The organism is Mucilaginibacter aquaedulcis (assembly GCF_030409325.1).
GTDB classification, from domain to species: domain Bacteria; phylum Bacteroidota; class Bacteroidia; order Sphingobacteriales; family Sphingobacteriaceae; genus Mucilaginibacter; species Mucilaginibacter aquaedulcis.
The window spans coordinates 1,875,852-1,896,126 of sequence record NZ_JAUFPR010000002.1; the positions used below are offsets into that span (position 1 = coordinate 1,875,852).

12 protein-coding genes are annotated in these 20,275 nt (G+C 41.4%); 2 read left to right on the forward strand and 10 right to left on the reverse strand.

The features are described from left to right. The first annotated feature begins 72 nt into the window (after positions 1-72). Together QWZ01_RS12210 and QWZ01_RS12215 are read left to right on the forward strand one after the other, a co-directional pair. On the forward strand, positions 73-1,410 hold the full coding sequence (locus tag QWZ01_RS12210) for an APC family permease (protein ID WP_290323612.1): 1,338 nt from the start codon (positions 73-75) through the stop codon (positions 1,408-1,410). Positions 1,411-1,412: 2 nt separating this feature from the next. Beyond that, positions 1,413-2,573, forward strand: coding sequence for a trans-sulfuration enzyme family protein (locus tag QWZ01_RS12215; RefSeq protein WP_290323613.1), 1,161 nt, complete (start codon positions 1,413-1,415; stop codon positions 2,571-2,573). A 53-nt stretch (positions 2,574-2,626) separates the two neighbouring features. Here the strand turns inward: QWZ01_RS12215 and QWZ01_RS12220 are convergent, their stop codons facing one another. The 10 genes from QWZ01_RS12220 to QWZ01_RS12265 all read right to left on the reverse strand — a co-directional run bounded on the left by QWZ01_RS12220 (position 2,627) and on the right by QWZ01_RS12265 (position 20,161). Further along, on the reverse strand, positions 2,627-4,489 hold the full coding sequence (locus QWZ01_RS12220; protein ID WP_290323614.1) for an outer membrane protein assembly factor BamB family protein: 1,863 nt from the start codon (positions 4,487-4,489) through the stop codon (positions 2,627-2,629). A 74-nt stretch (positions 4,490-4,563) separates the two neighbouring features. After that, positions 4,564-6,273, reverse strand: a complete 1,710-nt coding sequence (locus QWZ01_RS12225) for a RagB/SusD family nutrient uptake outer membrane protein (RefSeq protein ID WP_290323615.1) — start codon at positions 6,271-6,273, stop codon at positions 4,564-4,566. A gap of 13 nt (positions 6,274-6,286) precedes the next feature. After that, on the reverse strand, positions 6,287-9,553 hold the full coding sequence (locus QWZ01_RS12230; RefSeq protein ID WP_290323616.1) for a SusC/RagA family TonB-linked outer membrane protein: 3,267 nt from the start codon (positions 9,551-9,553) through the stop codon (positions 6,287-6,289). A gap of 71 nt (positions 9,554-9,624) precedes the next feature. Next, positions 9,625-10,854 carry an exo-beta-N-acetylmuramidase NamZ family protein gene (locus QWZ01_RS12235; RefSeq protein WP_290323617.1) on the reverse strand — a complete coding sequence of 410 codons (1,230 nt, stop codon included), beginning with the start codon at positions 10,852-10,854 and terminating at the stop codon, positions 9,625-9,627. A 20-nt stretch (positions 10,855-10,874) separates the two neighbouring features. Then, complete coding sequence (locus QWZ01_RS12240; protein ID WP_290323619.1) at positions 10,875-11,726, reverse strand: phosphodiester glycosidase family protein; 852 nt, start codon at positions 11,724-11,726, stop codon at positions 10,875-10,877. A 262-nt stretch (positions 11,727-11,988) separates the two neighbouring features. After that, the gene (locus QWZ01_RS12245; RefSeq protein ID WP_290323620.1) at positions 11,989-12,732 is read right to left on the reverse strand and encodes a DeoR/GlpR family DNA-binding transcription regulator; all 744 of its coding nucleotides are present in this window, start codon (positions 12,730-12,732) and stop codon (positions 11,989-11,991) included. Positions 12,733-12,877: 145 nt separating this feature from the next. Continuing rightward, positions 12,878-15,730 (reverse strand): hypothetical protein, encoded by a 2,853-nt coding sequence (locus QWZ01_RS12250; RefSeq protein WP_290323621.1) that lies wholly within the window; start codon positions 15,728-15,730, stop codon positions 12,878-12,880. Between the two features lie 108 nt (positions 15,731-15,838). Next, positions 15,839-17,194 carry a sugar porter family MFS transporter gene (locus tag QWZ01_RS12255; RefSeq protein WP_290323622.1) on the reverse strand — a complete coding sequence of 452 codons (1,356 nt, stop codon included), beginning with the start codon at positions 17,192-17,194 and terminating at the stop codon, positions 15,839-15,841. Positions 17,195-17,348: 154 nt separating this feature from the next. After that, positions 17,349-17,507, reverse strand: a complete 159-nt coding sequence (locus QWZ01_RS12260) for a hypothetical protein (RefSeq protein WP_290323623.1) — start codon at positions 17,505-17,507, stop codon at positions 17,349-17,351. Between the two features lie 119 nt (positions 17,508-17,626). Next, on the reverse strand, positions 17,627-20,161 hold the full coding sequence (locus QWZ01_RS12265) for a phosphocholine-specific phospholipase C (protein WP_290323624.1): 2,535 nt from the start codon (positions 20,159-20,161) through the stop codon (positions 17,627-17,629). Positions 20,162-20,275 lie beyond the last annotated feature (114 nt).

Here is a 20,275-nt window from a genome sequence, read left to right on the forward strand (position 1 = left end):
CCTTTTCTCTGCGAACTTTAGTTAACAAATATGTTTAATTTTCCACCTTATAATATCGACACTTAAATCAAAATGAGTATTACCCCAAAACTTAACCGTTTTGATCTTTCCATGATCGTTATCAGTTTGGTTGTGGGGATGGGTATTTTTGCCGCCCCCGGCGAGGTTGCCATTAGTTCAAGTAACCCTTTATTATACTTCGGCGCCTGGTTTTTTGGAGGAGCCGTTAGTTTGTGCGGTGCGCTCACCTTTGCCGAAATTGGTGCCCGTTACCCAACCACGGGAGGGTTTTACAAGGTATTTTCATACTGTTTTCATCCGGCATTTGCCTTCATGATCAATTGGATCTTGGTGATCAGCAACGCCGCATCGGTAGCGGCAGTAGCACTTATAGGTGCCGAATATATAAACCCTATAATTATGCCGGCAAGCCTGCAAAACGGCACGGGCATCAGGATCATGACCATAACACCGGTACTGGTATTATACGTTATTAATTTTTTAGGTATAAAAATGAGCGCAAGAACTCAAAATGTGCTTACTATATTTAAAATAGCTATGATCGTTGTTCTTTGTGGCGCTGTTTTTAAAAGCCATCTCACCATGGGCACTTACAATGCTATTAAGACGGTTGTGGATAGCCCTTTCAGCTTAAGTACATTCGGCGTAAGTTTGATAGCTGTATTTTTTACTTACGGTGGCTACCAGCAAACCATAAACTTTGGAGGTGATATTATTAATGCCAAGACCAATATTCCCAAAGCCATTTTTGCAGGTATGGTCACCGTTATATCCTTGTATCTGCTCATCAATTTTGCCTATTACTCTGTTTTAGGCATTGGCGGCTTGCAGCATAAAACAGCATTGGCAGCCACATTGGCAGGAGCTATTTTTGGTACAGTTGGTTATAAAATCATCTCCCTGTTAATGTTTGTGTCTGTGCTGGCCTTTATCAATGTAAACATCATGGCCAATCCCCGGGTTTACTATGCTATGGCAGAAGACGGGATATTACCCGGCAGGTTCAAAAAAGTAAATCAACAAACACAGGTACAAGAGTTTGGGCTAAGTTTTTTTGTTGCCGTAGTGCTTATCATATTGTTTTTTGTAGGCTCCTTTCAAAAAATATTAAGCTACGTAATGTTTTTTGATACCATCGGTTTATCAACCGCGGCGGTTACCATATTTATTTTAAGAAAAAAAACCAGGCATCTTAACCAAACAGACATTTACACTATGAAGTGGTATCCTGTACTTCCTATCATCTTCATTGCCTCGTACTGGTTTGTTACCGTCAATATTTTTATTGAAAACCCACTGGCCGCAGTGATATGCAGTTGTGCATTTCTTGTTGGCCTTATCATATATTTTATAACCAAAAGAAGCCAAAAACCAATTATAATACCTTAGCTATGGAACTTTCATTTATATTAAATGAGCTGGGAGAAGACAGGGAGAACTACTTTAATGCAGTTTCACCGCCTATTGTACAGTCAAGTAATTTTGCTTTTAAAACGGTGGCTGATCTTAAGCAAGCTATGGCTGATGAGTTTGATGCCTGTTTATACTCCAGAGGGCAAAACCCTACACTTGATATCCTCAGAAAAAAACTGGCCGCTTTAGACGGGGCCGAAGATGCTTTGGTATTCAGCAGCGGTATCGCAGCAATTAGTGTCCCCCTGCTCTCATTGCTAAAAACAGGCGATCATATTATTGCGGTTGAAAATCCGTACAGCTGGACTCAAAAGCTTTTTAAATCCTTTTTACCTAAGTTTGGTATAAGCACCACTTTTATTGATGGAACTGATTTTAGCAATTTTGAAAATGCTGTAGTGCCCGAAACACGTTTGATATTTCTGGAAAGCCCCAATACCTTCAGTTACGAATTACAGGATATAAAAAAGGTTGCTTCCTTTGCCAAATCACGGGGTATTATTACCATTATTGATAATAGTTATTGCAGCCCTATATACCAGCAGCCGTACATGCTGGGGATCGATTTGGTTGCACAATCGGCAACAAAATATATTGGAGGCCATTCAGATATTGTGGCAGGCGTGCTAACAGGTAGTAAAGAGCTCATCAGGAAAATATTTGATCATGAATTTATGAACATCGGCCCTGCGGTTTCGCCACATTCGGCGTGGTTGCTTTTGCGGGGATTACGAACATTGCCTTTGCGCATTCAACGTAGTTTTGAAAGCACTAAAATAATTACCGAATGGCTAAGTGATCATGAAGCTATACAACACGTTATATGGCCTTTTCTCACAGATTTTAAACAAGCCCAGCTTGTACAAGAGCAAATGCAGGGTTGCGGCGGACTATTTAGCTTTACCCTAAAAAACTCTTCGTTAAAAAAAATAGAAACTTTTTGCAATAATCTTCAGCATATCTTACTGGCTGTTTCATGGGGTGGTCATGAAAGTTTGGTAGTGCCGTCTGTTGCATCGCTGACAGAAGATCAGTATGAAACAACTAATGAAAGGCATCAACTGATCAGGATGTATGTTGGGCTGGAGGAGCCTCAATACCTGATAAACGACCTGCGGCAAGCATTAGAAAAAATTTAAACTCTTTAAAATCAAGACAGGACTGCATTTTAATAAATGTAGCCTGTCTTGTCTTATTTAGCTTGTTTTCCTTGCAAGCTTGTTACTTTTCCATCCATTGTACTCACATAAATTGCTTGATCTGTAGGTAATATGGTGTTCATTAAGCAATTTGACACCTTGTATTTCCATAACACATCTCCGCTTTTACGATCAACCGCGTAAGCAATTCCAGAATGCGTTGGAACGTAAACTACCCCACGATGTTCAACTATGGCAGAAGGACAAAGCTCGTAAGGTAATTGCAAAGATGATGTCCAGGCAATTTGCATAGAATCTGCCTTAGTGGAGATACCTAATAACTTACCATCCATAATTTTCACATACACCAGCATGCTATCATTTGATAGCCCCATGGATTCACGTACCCTTGTGCCCTTCATCTTTTCGCGCCATAGCACTTTACCTGTTGAGGCATCAAGAGAGGTCATGTATTGGTCAGGAGCAACAATAAATACACGGTTATTGGCTGCCACCGGATAACAGGCCGCGGGCGAAAACATACGGTTTGTTGTGCCGTTGTTCCACTTCCATACCAATTTCCCGGTATTTAAATCAAGCGCATAAAAATCATTTGCCCAACAGCCAAAATATATTTTACCCTGGTAAATCAGCGGCTTATCAACCACAAATCCTTTTACCTGATCAAAATCCCACACCAGTTTCCCGGAGGTTAGATCCAATGCACGGAAATGACCATCAGAGGCTCCAATATAAACCATCTTGTTTTCAATTACCGGCGATGCAACAACTGCTTTTTCAGCCGCACTTTTCCAGATAAGCTTGCCTGTAATAGTCGAAATACAATAGATATATTTATCTGAGGAACCAGCAACAACGTAATTACCCGATACACAAGGGGTAGAATATATCTTTCCACCGGTGGCGTATAACCAGATGCGTTTGCCTGTCTTTTTGTCAAGTGCATAGATCAGCCCTTTGGTATCGGTAAGTATAATTTCATTATTTGCCACCGCCATTCCAGCCCCTATGTCACTCTGATCCTGGTAACTCCAAAAAACTTTTACCCCACTACCATTATTTACCGCGTATGATGGGCGATAGTAATGGGCTGTATCTTTATTAAAATGATGGTCAAAGAGGTCAGCTTCAGCCCATTTTCTTGAGGTTTCAACCACCGGTTTACGTTCTTCAAATGTGGCTTTACCATTTTGTATAGTTACAATATTATAGCCACCTATACTGTCTTTTGCCTGCAGGTTTGAGCGCCCCATTATACTTGGAATGCCTTCAAAATTGAGTACATGATTACTATGCCCGTGCCCGCACAGTATCATCTGGATATTTTTTGCTTTCAGTTTATTGATTACCGTATACCAGTTATTCTGCGATGAATCCTGGGGGTAATGATTCAGGTAGATCAGAGGAGTTTCGGGTTTGGTATGGTTCAGCACAGAATCAAGCCATACGATATTTTCACGGGGTACCTGGCCCGGCCCCATCCGCATATTTGGACCCGAACTGGTACCTGCAAACAAATACCCTCCATAATTAAACGCGAATGTTTCTGAACCAAAAACTTTCCGGAAGGTATTACTGCCACTTTCCGACCAGTTAGCATCGTGATTACCTGGAATGATATACCATTTCTTGTTTAAGCTATCCAAAATTTGTTTAGCCAGCTTTAGTTCCTCGTCGGCCCCAAATTCAGTGATATCGCCGGTAATCACCACAAATTTTAAATCGGGATTGTTATTAATGTCCTTCACTGTTCTACGCAGGTCTTCGGCAGCGGTTGGATTACCGATATTCACATGGGTATCAGAAACGAACGCGAACTTGAAACTTTGCGCCTGGCTGATGCCTGCGGTTAGTAAAAACAATAATAAAAATACACTTAACTTTTTAGGCTTCATATTTGTAAGCTTTAGTAATCATTTTAAAAACCCTCCCCAAAATACAGGAAGGGTTTAATTTTAATGTTTCTTGTTTACCAACCAGGATTTTGTTTCAGATCCACACCCTGATCCTTATACAATTTTATCTGATCCAAAGGCAGCGGACTTAAATAAACCTTAGGGTCGTTAAATATGCGTTGGGTTTCGGCCTTGGTAGCAGGAACTACGTAACCTGAGGCTGCATTATTTTGTGTGGCAACCGATAAGGTTTTAGGGTAATCGGCCCGGTTTATCCAGGCGCCTAAGTTAATATCGGGATTCCCCTGGGTATCCAGATATTCGTATTTCTTCCATTTTCTAAGATCGTCATTTCTGAAACCTTCCATCATCAGTTCGGTACGGCGTTCGCGGCGAATCTCCCATAATAGTGATGGAACAGTAGGATCACGTTTAGGGTCATCATAAACGGCGCCATTTACAGCGGGCTGGCCACCCATAACTTGCAGGGCAGGCATATTAATGCCGGTGCGGTTTCTTAACTTATTGATCGATATGTCAAGATCATTCTGTGTTAAGGTTCCTAATTCGGCACTCGCTTCCGCATAGTTTATAAGTACTTCGCCATAGCGTATTACAGGTGCTTGCGTATCATTTAAGCTGCTGTTACCATCTGTAAGATCTTTGATATCCTCATTAAAAAACTTCAAAACAGCATAACCGGATGATGAATAATTTGAAACCACACCATTCAGCCTTATGGCAGGCACAAAGGTAGCAGTAATACGAGGATCCCGATCGGTCATCACATTTGTAATGGTTTTATCACCTTTATAAAGCGGCGATATGCCAATAGGCAAACCATCCTTGCATAAATAAGATTCTATAGCATTTTTTGAAGCCCCGGTTTGTACTTCCTTATTCACATAGCTCTCCAGGCTATGAGTAAGCAAGCCGGTTTGATATTTCCTGTATAAAATGATCTCGGGATTGGTTGACAGATCAAGTGAGTTAAATATCTTCCTGTAATCAGGTGCAACTGTATATCCCCCTTTAGTAATTACCTCATTAGCCGCATTTTTAGCTGCTGTTAGATATTCAGTAGCCTTTGCTGCATTATTGGCCTGGTACTTTTCCCAGTTGCCCTCAAACAAGAAAACTCTTGACATGAACGCTAGTACTACATACCGGTTTACAACAAGCCCCTGCGGACCGGTGACAGCATCAGTGGTACGAACATTTGTGGCAGCATAATTAAAATCGGCCAAAACACTATCCATAACCATTGTTCGTGGGTCGCGCGGGCGATAGAGTTCTTTAGTATCAGTCTCCTTTAATACTTTTCCATACCACGGAAAATCGCCAAATGCCTTTACTTTACTTGCATATTCCAATGCCCGAAAAAAACGGGCTACTCCTGTCCAATGTTTTTTAGCTTCATCAGACATAGGTACAATTTTAATACGATCGATAAATATATTGGCCTTACGAATATTTGTAAATGACCAGCCGCCACCCGTTGCCGGCACATTTTTGGTAAATGTTGTGGGGGTTAATGGTGCAAAATCATCATTTAAGCTTTCGCCCGAAAAATACCCTCCCCAACTCAGATCGAAACCAGAAGCATAACCCGGAAAATAGGTTGGATAGAACCCGAAGGCAAAAGTGCGCACATTGCCCTCGCTTGTCCAGTAGGTATCATCAGTAAACTGATCAAGGGGTTGTTTGGTTAAAAAATCATCGGCTTTTTTGCATCCCCATGAAATAAGGATCAAACCGAACATTAAATATTTTAGTGTTTTCATAATTCTTCTTTAATTAAAATGTCACCTGTAATCCTAATGAATAGGTTTTCCTGTAAGGATAAACACGTCCGAAACCGGCACGGTCATTATCTATCTGTGTTTGTGAAAAATCCGTTTCCGGATCAATAGGGATGTTTCCTAAATGATCAAACGTCAGGATATTTTCACCGCTGAAATAAACGCGCAACCTTTCAATACCCAACCTTCTGGTTACACTTTTGCTAAGTGAGTAACCCACATTCAAATTCTTTAAGCGCAGATAGGCCATATTCAGCAAATAGCGGGTCTGAGGCTGATAATCCCACTTGTCAACCGAAGCACCATAATCTGTAGGTCTTGGATAAAACGCATTAGGATTTGTTTCTGACCAGTAATCCATTTGATAAGAATACCATCCTTCGGCTGCTCTGAAACCTGGGAAAGCAACCGGACCGCTTGCCCATAACTGACGACTGCCTACACCTTGTAGGTATACGCTCAGATCAAAGCCTTTCCAATCTGCGGCAAGTCTTAAGCCATATTGATAACGTGGGGTTGAGTTTCCGATGATCTTCTTATCGCCATGATCATCTACCGTATTGCTTCCGTAGTAAATAGTACCGTCGCCATTCAAGTCTTTGTATTTAACATCGCCCGGGCCGAAATAAAATGATCCGCTTTCCAGCTTACTTTGCGAAGGCACGCCCTGCGCATACACATAATGACCGGCCGCGTCTTTACCCGAGAAATCGCTTTGTGTAAATAAACGATCGGTTACAAAACCCCAGATCTCGCCCAGTTTCATACCTTCATAATAAGTACTATTTAATCCGGCAATAGTTGCAGGAAGAGCCTGTGTCGTATTAGCGAATTTCGTGATGGTTTCCTGAGCATCAGACAATGTTGCGGTTGCGCTAAAATGAAACCCATTGCCAAACGTATGATTATAATCTACAGCCAGTTCCCAACCTTTACCTTGTAACTCGCCAAAATTCCGTACAGGTGATGCTGCTCCGAAAGAACTTGGAAGCGTGACACCTGGGCTAATCATATTGCTTGTAGTTCTGTTGTAAATATCAAAGGTTAACCCTAACTCATCGTTCAGGAAACGGGCATCTAAACCCAGGTCGGCTGTACGGATAGTTTCCCAGGTAAGTACTGGCGAAAGCGGTGTTGGGGTAGTTAAGGTAGTTGCATTTCCTGAGGGCAATATCCATCCGGAAGTTTGAGCACTTAATAACGACAGGAAGCGATTATTACCTACAGCCTGGTTACCCACAGACCCGTATGATCCCCTTATTTTCAGGAATGAAAGAAAACCCTTGCTCCAATCCATATACGACTCTTTGGTAAGCACATATCCGGCTGAGGCGGAAGGGAAAAAACCATATAGGTTGTTAACCGGGAAACGTGATGAACCGTCTTCACGGCCATTTACTTCCAACAAATATTTATCCTTATAGGCATAGTTAATACGCGCAAAATAACCCAGTGTTGAATAATGCCCATCGGCAGATGAAGCAAACTGATCACCGGTGGCCAGGTTAACCTCACCAAAATTTTGGTCAAGCAGGTTTCTTCTTTCAGATGACTGGTTGGTGTATTCGTTCAGTTCGATATCGCTTCCTAATATGGCTTTAAAAGAATGATCGTCAATGGTTTTGTTATATGTTGCAAATAGTTTGCCTGTATTCACCGTGTTCCAGTAAGAATAATACCTTGCTTTATTATAAGAGGCGCTTTGGTACCCGGTATAATTTAGGGCAGTGCCATTGAATGACCAAAAGTCATAAGCCATGGTATTGCCACCGGTTTGATGTAAGTGTTCATTTGTACCGGTGTATGTATAATCGGCATCAACTGTAAAGCCCGGAAGTATTTTGAATGTACCCCCTACCGATATTCTGGACAGGTTATTTTTATCCTCATCCCTTTTGGCCTGTTGAACTTCTGTTACTGAACTTCTGAAGGGTAAACCATTGTAGGTACCGTAAGGATAGTTGGCTGGCCAGCGGTACAAATAATAATAAGGGCCGTATTGTGAAGCTGAGAAAATGAAAGGAGTAGAAGTTGCCGTGTTTGAAAATATAATTTTAGCACGCGCATCCAGCCACTTGGTTGGACTTGCTCCTACACCTAAAGAAAAGTTATATCTGTCAAACTTATCCGGGTTTACTTTTAGTACACCATCCTGATTAAGATAGCCTAAGCCAATGTTATAATTTATCTTTTCGCTACCGCCGCTTATCCCAACGTTATGCGATTGTTGAGGAGTCCAATCTTTAAGGTACAATTTACCGGCATCCCATGAGCGGTAGAAATATAGTTTCCCGCCGATGATATCAAAATCACGGCCCTGAACCATTTCGGGGCTCAAGTTCTGATTACCATATTGGGTTTCCCAATCGCGCATTTTTTGTATGGCGGCTGCATCAACAGAGTAACCGATAATACTAAAGCTCGAAGTGCTGGGATTAAAACGTTGCAAAGCCAGTAATGAAGCTTCTGAATTATCTGCTGCAGAAGCCAGTTTCAGTTGTTTAGTTGGTGAAGCCCAGGCAAAGTTGTTAGAGTAAGTTATACGATTAACTGCATTGCGTTTACCGGCTTTGGTAGTAACCAATATAACACCAAATGCCGCCCGGGTACCATAAATTGAAGCTGAAGCCGCATCTTTTAATACTGATATAGATTCTATATCATCAGGGTTAATTAACTGCAAACTTGGAATCTCTACGTTATCAACCAGTATCAAAGGCGCAGCGCCAGCAGATCCGGTATTGATAGAGCCCGTTAAGCCACGTAACCTTATTTTAGGGTCGGTACCCAGATCGCCGGTTGCTGTTGTGATAGTTAAGCCAGGCACAACACCCTGCAAGCCACGAGCTACATCTGTAATGGGACGTGATTGTAATGCTTTGGTGTCAACCGTAGCCACGGCACCTGTCAAGTTCGCGCGTTTTTGTGTTCCGTAACCCACCACAACCACCTCATTTAATGATTTTGTGTCGGCGCCAAGTTTAACATTGATCGCGCTATTATTTTTAACGGTTATCTCCTGTGTGGCAAAGCTCACAAAGCTGAACACCAATACCTGTCCATCGCTTGCTTTAATTGAATAGGAACCGTTAAGGTCGGTAACAGTACCATCGGGAGTACCTTTAATTTTAATTGAAACTCCGGGCAGTGCGTTTCCGTCATCTGCTGAAGTTACTTTTCCGGTAATTGTTTTTTGCTGGGCAATAGCCTGCACCGACAAAAACAACATGACCAGAAGCAGTCTGAGTAGCTTTTTTTCCATGAATTGTTAATTAAGTGTTCTGTTTTGAACCTTTGAGATATGAATAGTTTAGTAGTTTGCTGATGTATCGATCAGGGATAAAGCAGATATTGCTTGCGCATCTTTTTAAACTGGCTAAGTTTGGGCTCCCAGCTTGCTCTGATCTCCTTTTCGGTTTTGCCTGCAATAATTTGCTCTTTCAGCTCCATGGTTCCAGCCAGCTTGTCAAAGTTTCCAATTTGCTTGCTCTGTTTAAAATCAAAGAAACGCTCTTTGTAAGGATAGGCTTTATACATTTCAATGAGCCAGCCAAGATTAATGCGTTTCTTTTTTACCAGTTTTTGGGTATCGTAATTCCGGAGATCAAGACCATAACATGCTGTATTTTCAAACAGCGGCGTTTCGCTCATACCTTTAATGCCTGCCGGTGTGAATGAAAATTCATATTTATCCTTCAAATCCGGATTTCCAAGCACCGTGAATGGGAAATAAGTTCCGCGGCCCTGGCTTATAATGGTACCCTCAAATAAGCACAGCGAAGGGTATAATAGAATGGATTGCTGGGTATTTAAATTTGGTGAGGGATGCACTGGCAGCGTATAAGGCATGCTGTGTTTATAATTGGCTACTGTAATAATCTTAAGTCTGCATTTTACGCCTCCGGCCAGCCAGCCCTCACCGTTTATCATTTGGGCGTATTCGCCCACTGTCATACCGTGGGCAATAGGTACAGGATGGAAACCTATGCCTGATTTTAATTTCATATCAAGTACGGGCCCATCAACCATGTAACCGTTTGGGTTTGGCCTGTCAAGTATCAGCAATTCTTTATCATTTTCGGCACAGGCCTCCATTACCCGGTGCAGGGTTGCCAGGTAGGTATAATACCTTGCTCCTACATCTTGAAGATCATATACCATGAGGTCAACCTCAGCAAGGTCTTTTTCACTTGGTTTACCGGTTTTGCCATACAAGGAAACTACCTGTATGCCGGTTTTAGGGTCAACGCTATCATCAACATGCGCGCCGTTGCTGGCATCCCCCCTGAAACCGTGCTCAGGACCAAATATCTTTACAATATTTACTCCTAATGATTTAAGACTATCAACACTGGGTTTATCGCCAATTTGCGAGGACGGATTAACTACCATACCAATCTTTTTTCCGCTTAAATAAGGCAGATATTTTTCGGTTTGGTCGGCACCGGTGATCAATGCCTTTTTAGGCTTGGGAGAAAATTCAGGAGCGTGCTGAGGCTTGTGCTGAATCTGCCCCCATCCGGTGATCATTAACATCAACAAGGCAGGTATTGCTGTTTTCATTATGATAAAGTGAGTATAACTTAGTTTCTTTTAACCAATACTACGTTTGCAACTTTACGCTGCCCCTTATGATCCCACTTCCCATTATCAGAAGGATAATTTACCACACCCTGATCTTTTACCCATAAGGTTGTTGATCCCCCGCCATCAAAGTTTACTCCATCACGACAATGCAACCATTGCAGGATTTTGCGGAGTTCAAACAGGCTCATTCCTGCCGAGTTTGCATCTCGCCCATCAACTGTGACCATTAATAGCCAATTGTTATCAGTTATAGCCATTGCCGACCGCGGATGGCGGGTTACGTTAAAACTATTTGAATCAAGCGTGGCCTGTTTGTCATTATGCCATAGTAATGGCCCGGTTAACATTACATCCTGGCCATCCAGTTTTTGCTCCCAATCGGCGCTGCCATCCCACTCATCAATATGTAACGCGCCATCTTTCATTACCAGGGCGGCCTGCTGATGCTTTGCTCGGGTATTATTTTTTTCGAGTCGGTTTTGGTTAATCACCTGCCCTCCTGCCTTTATAAAATCAACCGAACCGCCGTTTTTAACATCAAAGAAAGTTCCGTTGATGGCGGCAAGCGCCTGGTTTCGTTCACCAAAATCGTCGGTTATTTGCTTAATTTTTGTTTCGTAAGCTATGCTGATCTTGTTTTTGCGCCTTGGTTTGATTTCCAAAACGGATATGAACTGGTTGGATTTAAACAACGATTTGCTTCTGAACCATGCTTGTTTTAAATGGATCCCAGGAGCTATGCGCCTGGTTTCCCACTCTATCCTCCGGAAGGATACTGAGTCTTGTGTTTGTGCAAATAAAACTCCTGCATTAAGCATGAACATGAGGAGTATTGTGAATAAACGCATTTTATCAAGATTGGGGTTTAGCATAATACAACGCACAATAACGCACAAACATGCAATGATTAATTAATGCCTGTCTTCAAATATAATTAATAACCATATTTATTTGCCAGTTTTATGCATTATTAAAAATACTAACGCATAAAACCGCAAATAAAATCATCAAAAAACCTCTGTATCAGCTATAAATTTTAAAAAAATCACGATTGTAACATTATTGTTAATGTCCCTGAATCGATAAAATGGTCGTTTCATAAGCAGCATATCAGAGAACATTTAGTACATCAACATAGGGAGATAGCATCTTTTCAGCCGGGTCAATATCTGTAATTAAATAGTCTAAAGCGTTTATGTTGCATACTTTCATTTTTCCTTCACTATTCAGTTTTTCCGCTATGCTTACTATGGCTGTTTTACTGGCCGATTTGATCATTGCTTTTTTAACCTGAACTACCTCCCAAACAGAATCGGTAATACCATCTTCAATAGAGATTGTATTGGTTCCCAAAAAACACAGATCAACTTTAATGTCGTTTAATTGATTAATCACCATAGAGCCTGTAACTATATAAGAATCATGCAGTAAGCTACCTCCCAGCAAAATCACCTCACAATCTGAATATTCAATCAACTCCATAGCAACCATGGGGCTCACCGTAAAAAAAGTACAGCGCCTGCCTTTAGGTACTAAACGGGCCATCTCCATTATTGTGGTACCACCACCTAAAAGCAAGGTCATGCCATCGTTAATCAGCGTTAGGGCCTTTTTGGCTATATGTCTTTTTGCTTCCTGCGCATAAGTATCCTTTATGCCCGTGGTATGCGAAAACGACTTTGACATGGCCCCACCATAAACTTTTTTAATTTTTGAATTACTGGCGAGTTCATGCAGATCGCGCCTGATGGTATCTTCAGATACATTTAACTTAACACACAGATCTGATGATAACACCTTGTTATGCAGATTTATCTGCTTCATTATAAAATTCTGTCGTTCTTCTTTCAGCATAGCTTGTTAATTGCGGGTTTAGTATGAATTAATTGTAATTATATTAAAATGAAACTAATAAAGGACGGCGTGCTACAAAAGACATATGATTTTTTAATTTATTGCATCTTATTTGAAGCACTTAGTTAAAAGGGTGATTTACATGTTATTTAAGGTAATTATCAATACCAAACCCTGCCATTACTTTGTTGATAACGGTACTATCCCTTTGCACGCTGACACGCATCCTGGTCATGGCATAATCTGAAATTTGCCAGCCAAGCGGTAATACCGGCCATATATTAACATTTGGCACCTGCTCTGCAGTTGGGCGAAAAAGATAAAACCCATAATGCTTCATTCGTGAAAAGGAGTAATTCCAGTCATCTGATTTTTTCATGTACCCAACCCTGCTATTTAGCACCCCTATTGGCGGAGCCAGTGGTTCAAATAAATTTTCGGCCTTACCGGCAGGCTCCATCCGCAGCACGGAATTAGGCAATGAGAGAAATTGCGGCTGAATATGGTTAAATATCGTATCCTGCTTTATTAATTTTGCCCGTACCCTTTCAAACACGGTTAAAATTTGCAACGAGGTTTCCGCGCCCGAATTGTCCCAGGTTCCGCCATCCATAAAGTGATGTTTGCCATTTAGTTTGGCCGTAGGGCTCACATAAGGGAACCTGGCACTCACAAAAGTAGCTGTACTTAACCGCAGATCGCCTGGGTCTTCAATCTCCTGTTCTAAAAATACTGTCGACGGAAAATCGAGGCTATCTAATAATACCGGTGCTACAATACCTTTCTTCCCGCTATCTACATCAAAAGTATTTGCAAAAAGCAGGGGCACTTCATAATTGCTCTCCTTCCACATTTTACTCATGGTAACGCCCATACTCAGGTGATGGGTTTTGGTATGCCGCTCCCAGTCTTCTTCCATCAGCCTGGCCCTATCTGCCCAGGGAGCAATGCCTAATGCAGAGGCCAGCATATCCCTGCCCAATAAAGCAACCAGGTTTGAAGTAAGGTAATCATTACGATATATGGCGAGCGAATTAACCGGGTAAAATAAGGTATCGGCATTGTTGCTTTTACGATACTGATACCGGGCATTACAAAGCAGGGATAACCCTATGGTACCGCCCGAAGCTCCTGAGTAGGAAAATACATTATGCTGAAAGTCTTTTATAGCAGCACCGTGTTTATAGTTATTTTTTATGAGGCTATCCAGCGTACCTATCACCATGGTTGTCCATACGGTAGCACGTAAGCCGCCGCCATAGGCGTTCACAAAAAACACCGGGTAAGGTTTGCCAGGGTGCTGGGCAGCAAAAGTTTTAATATCCTGCTTGCGACTGTTGAGCCATTGTTCGGTATAATTGTTTAGCGAATCGAGCGATTTATGATAATTATCCTGCTTTTGAATATGTACCTCATGGTATGCTGTAATTGTACTTATCGACCTATAAAGTGTAAATAACAGTAAAAAGGTTATGATACTAACACCTGTTTTTTTACCGGCAAACAATAAGAATGAAAAAAACAACAAATAGCCAGTAACCGCACACAATATCACTGGCATAGTATAAAAACGGTTATTCCCGGTAATCTTGTTTAAAATGGGCGGGAAATTACAAAGTATAAAAAACAAGGTGGCAGTTACCCCGCCAAAAGCTACCCATGGTGCTATGCGCCATTTGGAAACTGCAGGGAAACAGGTACGCAACGTAGCGATGATCATAAACATGGCCGATAGAAAAAACAGATCAAGCGACAGATAAGCTAAAAAATAAGGCTCGCGGTTTTGCTTGCCGGTACTACTGCCCCAAACAATCATCGGGAACAGTAGCAATACCATACTTACCCAAAAACGCCATTGAATAACCGTGTTCCCAGATTTATACAACTTGTCTATCCATTTATAATGAAGCGCCATTTTATAAAAAATGAGCATAGCTATTAAAATCACCAACGGCGATATTCCATTTAACAGATAATCAATATGATAGGTATTCATGGTATGCAGGATACCTGCAGCCGGGATCAAAAAGCCAGCGGCTCCAAACAGCCTTCCGGTATCCACTTTTAATGATGGCCTTGCTCCTGCCGGTAACCTGACATTATCAAAATCAATTGGGCCGGTAAAAAAACATTTATAACTTACTTTAATGGCATTATCAATAGCTTTTGGCAAATGCCAGCACATGATGGCCAGTAAACTTACCGTTACCAAAAAATAAAAACTGGCCCATGGAGAAGTATTGATAGACAGCAGCATATCCTGCACCTGGCCACTGATAAACAAAGCCATAAAGAAGATAAACTGCGTAAGCAATACTATACGAAACCGCCATGAATACCTGAGCACTCTCGCCAGCCAGGCCGATACATAATCGAGCCAAAAACGGGGCTTACCTAACTTAAATGCCTCGTACAACAGCTTTAAAAATACAAATACCAGCAGCAGATATTTTATATATGCCGCAACAGCAATGATCCACGCATCGGCTAACGGCTCACCAAGCTTAAATTGCTGCAGCATTTTGCTGGTTGCAATATTTTTAAATACATCTAACAGCCCAGCCAACAGTACCAGTATGCAAAATCTTAAAACAGTAAGCTGCGAAATAACCCGCCTGCGCGGGTTTGCTTTTTGACTGCCTATACGAATGATAAGGATAAGCAGTATACACACATACGTCCCGATAAAGCCATAACCTACATTATTGTGGAATGTTACTGCTTCAATACCTGTTATAGTTTTAGGATAGGTGGATTTACTGGTATAAATCACATTTTTTTTAAAACCAGCCTGCCATTCTTTTAAAATAGAATCACGGCGGGCGTTGCTGGTATTTATTTCCCAGTTGATGATTCCAGAGGGGGTATATTTGGTTACAATAAGATAATTGTCTTTCAGCGTCATGCTGCCAACAACCAGCAAGCCTGTAAGCAATAAAGAAAAAAGGGGCTGAAACTGACGGTTGATCCAATACTGTAAACGCCGAAACATAATCATGCTAATACACTAATTTACAGAAAAAAGATTGATAAAAGATGCTTACCCATAGTTTAAACCTACCACATGAATGATATAAACAAGCACACCACCTGAAGCTGTTTTTGTTTAAGCTTTAGCTGATTTTGTACGGGTATACAGCTCTTCAATCCTTTCAAGCGGAACGCCTTTGGTTTCAAAAACATAACTACTTACAAACAGTATCATACTGATATTTACTATACCATAAACACCAAATGTTGCTACCGGGCCCAACTGCGAAAGCATTACGGGGAAGGTAAGTGAAACAATGGAGTTGGCAACCCAGTTACCAAATACCGCGATTGATGTAGCGGTACCACGGATCTTGTTGGGAAAGATTTCGGCCACATACACCCATAACACAACGCCCCAGGTGCATGCAAAGCCACCTATGTAAACAAATATGGTTAACAACACAAAGTAGTTTTGCAGCATGTTAAAATGGAACAAAGCGGCCAGGGTAAACATGCAAAGCCCCATAATAGTTGATCCTATAAGTAATAATTTTTTACGGCCGAGGCGATCTATCAGCGGGAAGGCAAGTATGGTGAATATCAGGTTAACAACACCCGTAAGTATGGTTTGAAACAGTACGCTGCCACCTACATGTATTTTTTCAAATATTAGCGGGGCATAGTAAAACACAATGTTGATACCCGTAAGCTGTGCTATAGAGGCAAACACCAGCCCAATGATAACAACCTTCCTGAAGCGTGGGCTAAATACATCGCTCAGGGCAGGCTTGCTTTCTGATGCTATATCATCAGTAACCAGTTTAACCTGTTCCTGGCTTTCTTTATCTGAATAAATACTTCCGAATACCTTTTTAGCTTCTGCGATTTTGCTTTTAGATACCAGCCATCTGGGGCTTTCGGGCACTAATAGTAATAACACGAAGAATATGACAGAGGGTACTACCGCCGCCGCAAGCATATAGCGCCAGTAATTATCACTATTTAAAAAAGGCAGTGAGGTATCTACTATTAAATAATTAGATATGAATGATAATAATATACCGGTTACAATAGCAAGCTGCTGCAACATGCCCAGCCTGCCTCTAAAAGTGGGCGGTGCTACTTCTGATATGTAGATAGGTGCTAATGTTGAAGCCATACCAATGGCAACACCTCCTATAAGCCTATAAATCACTAATTGAGTAAAACTACCCGCTGCTCCGCTGCCTAAAGCGGCAATAATGTATAACACAGAGGTTACGATCATCAGCTTTTTACGACCGAATTTATCGGCCAGGCCACCAGCAAATAATGCTCCCGGTATACAGCCAATTGATGCAGCACCTACAACCAATCCTATTTGGGCATCATTAAGCTGAAAAACAGATTTTAAATAATGTAGTGTTCCTGCTATTACAGCCGTATCAAAACCAAATAATAAACCACCTAAAGCGGCTACAATAGATATTAAAACAGTATAACTTTTCATAAAAGCTGATAAATAATTAAATACAGGGTAATAGCAGGCGCTCCTGCCAAAATTGGTTTATGACTGGTAATAACAGCTAAAAAATATGCTGTTTTACAAATATATAAAATGAGTTCAGATTTGAAACACCTGTTTCGGGTAATAACAGATAGTATTAAATATCTGATTTATTGTCTTTATGCTTCTCGGGTTTGATATCAGTTTGATTCATCTCTTTCTCCATCTTTTTCTTATCCTGCTGATCTTTCCAGGCCAGAAAAACCACAATTGCAATTGCTATTAAAATAATGAGGGCTATTAATGGATAGTTCATAATTTAATTGATATAGGTTGATGTAGAGGAAGGGATCGAACCTTCGGCATGCTGCCATCCAGCGCTCTACTAAAATGCAGACTAAATGCACCCGGCTTTAGTCTGCATTATTTTATATGTTATGCAATAACACCACCCATTACCGGGTCGGTTTTTGAGATCGCGCCAGTTTCTACCCTGCCTGCAAAACGTTCTTCAAACACATTTTGGTCATTCAGTTTTACACTGAAATCATACCAATTGAAGTTTTTCGCCAGATCAAGAACAACGTTTACCTGGCTTTTGGCAGCAACCAATTTGTTTATAATGCCAGCTTTATAACCATTATCATTTATAACTATTTCGTGGGCGCTGGCATCGTTATTAACAATGTTTACAACAATATTCCCGGTTAACTTTGCTGCATTGAGCTTACTCTTTTCGTAAGTGCAGGTTATTTTTAAATCGGGATTATTGTTGCTGCCAATAAACTCACGGTAAAAGCCATTTGGGCCATGTACACGCAAGTGATATTGATCATTCTCAAATGAGCTAACCGGCCAGTTATAAGTTAATTGATCACCGGCGGCTACTGCAAAATGCCAGTTTCTTGAAATCTCGTCCTTACTAACCTCGTCGTTATATTTAACGGGAGCATAAACCGTAAACGGTGACCCTGCCGCGTTTTTTCCGAACATTCCGTTTCCGGCAGCAAGCTTAATTTCAAAGTTCTTTTTGTCGGCACTTAAACTGCCATGGGTATAAAGCTCGTAAGGTAGCGCACATGATGGGCGTATACCTTTTTCCTGAAATGCTATTATTGACGGATCGGCACTGATCTTTGCTATCTCATCTGCAGATAGTTTTTTGAATGAAGTGGGTTCACCTTTAAACTTGGCGTTGTAAATGGTTTCCACGTTTTTGTTGCGGTCAAGGAAAGGTATATTTCCTAACTGATCGCCGTTATAAGGGCTAAACGCCGAACTCAGGTCGCCGCAGATAGTACGACGCCACTGGCTGATATTATTTAGCTTGATGTTTTTACCATACTTTTTATTCACAAAACCCTCCAAAAACTGTAAGGTTGAGGTATGGTCAAAAACTTCGGAACATACCTTACCGCCCCTGCTCCATGGTGAGGCAATAAGCATAGGCACCCTGAAACCAAGACCAATTGCTCCTTCACGAGCCTGATTTTTAGGTATACCCTGTTTAAGCTCATTTTCCAGGCGTACATGTTCTATTTCAGTTTCTATACCGGCAGTTACTTTACCTGTTCCGGGCAGTTTAGCATCAGGGATTGAAAATGGTGGGATATGATCAAAATAGCCGTCATTTTCATCATAGGTAACAATAAATATTGTTTTTTTCCATACTTCAGGATTTTTGGTCAGGATATCTAAAACCTCCGAAACATACCATGCACCATACCACGGGGCAGTTGGGTGGTCAGAAAAATTTTCGGGGCCAGCCAGCCAGGAAACCGTTGGCAGCTTGCCTGTATTTACATCTTGCCTGAACTGGTGCAGCAGATCGCCTTTAGGTATGGTTACCTTGCGCTCCTGAGCATTATCCTGGTACGTAAGTTCGGCTATACTTCTGAAATTTTCATCAGCCGAATTTATGACAAAGGCCCTGCGATAAAGGCTTTTCTCTTTTTCAGAAAGTTTTTCATAACTCTCTTTATTCCATTTTGAAAGTTCGCTGCGGGCGTTATCAAGAACATCCTGTTTTTTCCTGATGCTTTCACGAACTTTTATAGCTGTAGCCTCATCGGCCGGGGTCCGTTCCTGTAACTTATTAATCTGATCGGGCAGATCTTCAGCCTGCTTTTGCAGATTTTTAATGTAACGGTCAGAGAATTTTACGTTATAGGCTTTAAAAAACTCCAATAGGTTACAACCAAAGTTAGCGAGCCAGGCTCTTTCTTCTTTTTCAAACCCGCCGCCGCAGCTCAGATCGTTTTGGTAAAAACTCCATGAAATATTATTTTGCTCCAACAGCTCCGGGAAAGTTTCCCAGGGCATATTTCCAAAAGTGTAATCAGTGTTTCTGATATTAGCCTTAGGAAGGCCATCTTGCTCATGGGTGATCTTACCTGTCCAGAAGAAGGAACGGTTTGGTGTTGTGCTGGTCATGGCCGAACAAAAATTCTGGTCACAAACGGTAAAGGCATCAGCCATTCCATAATTAAACGGAAGATCTTCGCGGGTATAATGCCCCAGTGTTAGCGGCATATCAGCATAATTCTTATTTCCGGACTGTTTGGAAGTAAGCCATTTATCATACTTACCTAAGTTATTGGCATCAACCTGGCTCGCCCGTGAATGTGGTAACGAACCCATCCAGGTAACCTTAGTATCTTTTATATTAAGTCTGAAAGGCGCATAGGTATTACCGGCAGCATCGGTTTGCAGCCACACGGGTTTTTGATTAGGCAAACGAATGGCCCTTGGGTCATTGTAGCCCCGCACACCCTGTAAAGTTCCGAAACAATGGTCAAAAGAGCGATTTTCCTGCATCAGGATAACAATGTGTTCTGCATCAAGGTAGGTACTGCCCGCTGCCGGGTTTATAGCCATTGCCCTTTGTATTGCAGGGGGTAACATGTTCATCATTGCTGCACCGCCAGACAAAAGGGCGGCTTTTTTTAGAAAATCTCTCCGTGAATCCATCCTGAGTTTATTACTGTTATAAGGGTTACATGAAATACCTAAATAAGGCACTACATTCCGGCGGCAAATATCTCCTGCTTATTTTAAATCTATGTTAATTATAAATTAACACAT

Excerpts from the sequence above, each read along its gene's own strand:
- QWZ01_RS12210 (WP_290323612.1), top strand. The coding sequence starts at position 73 with ATGAGTATTACCCCAAAACTTAACCGTTTTGATCTTTCCATGATCGTT.
- QWZ01_RS12215 (WP_290323613.1), top strand. The coding sequence starts at position 1,413 with ATGGAACTTTCATTTATATTAAATGAGCTGGGAGAAGACAGGGAGAAC.
- QWZ01_RS12220 (WP_290323614.1), bottom strand. The coding sequence starts at position 4,489 with ATGAAGCCTAAAAAGTTAAGTGTATTTTTATTATTGTTTTTACTAACC.
- QWZ01_RS12225 (WP_290323615.1), bottom strand. The coding sequence starts at position 6,273 with ATGAAAACACTAAAATATTTAATGTTCGGTTTGATCCTTATTTCATGG.
- QWZ01_RS12230 (WP_290323616.1), bottom strand. The coding sequence starts at position 9,553 with ATGGAAAAAAAGCTACTCAGACTGCTTCTGGTCATGTTGTTTTTGTCG.
- QWZ01_RS12235 (WP_290323617.1), bottom strand. The coding sequence starts at position 10,854 with ATGAAAACAGCAATACCTGCCTTGTTGATGTTAATGATCACCGGATGG.
- QWZ01_RS12240 (WP_290323619.1), bottom strand. The coding sequence starts at position 11,726 with ATGCGTTTATTCACAATACTCCTCATGTTCATGCTTAATGCAGGAGTT.
- QWZ01_RS12245 (WP_290323620.1), bottom strand. The coding sequence starts at position 12,732 with ATGCTGAAAGAAGAACGACAGAATTTTATAATGAAGCAGATAAATCTG.
- QWZ01_RS12250 (WP_290323621.1), bottom strand. The coding sequence starts at position 15,730 with ATGATTATGTTTCGGCGTTTACAGTATTGGATCAACCGTCAGTTTCAG.
- QWZ01_RS12255 (WP_290323622.1), bottom strand. The coding sequence starts at position 17,194 with ATGAAAAGTTATACTGTTTTAATATCTATTGTAGCCGCTTTAGGTGGT.
- QWZ01_RS12260 (WP_290323623.1), bottom strand. The coding sequence starts at position 17,507 with ATGAACTATCCATTAATAGCCCTCATTATTTTAATAGCAATTGCAATT.
- QWZ01_RS12265 (WP_290323624.1), bottom strand. The coding sequence starts at position 20,161 with ATGGATTCACGGAGAGATTTTCTAAAAAAAGCCGCCCTTTTGTCTGGC.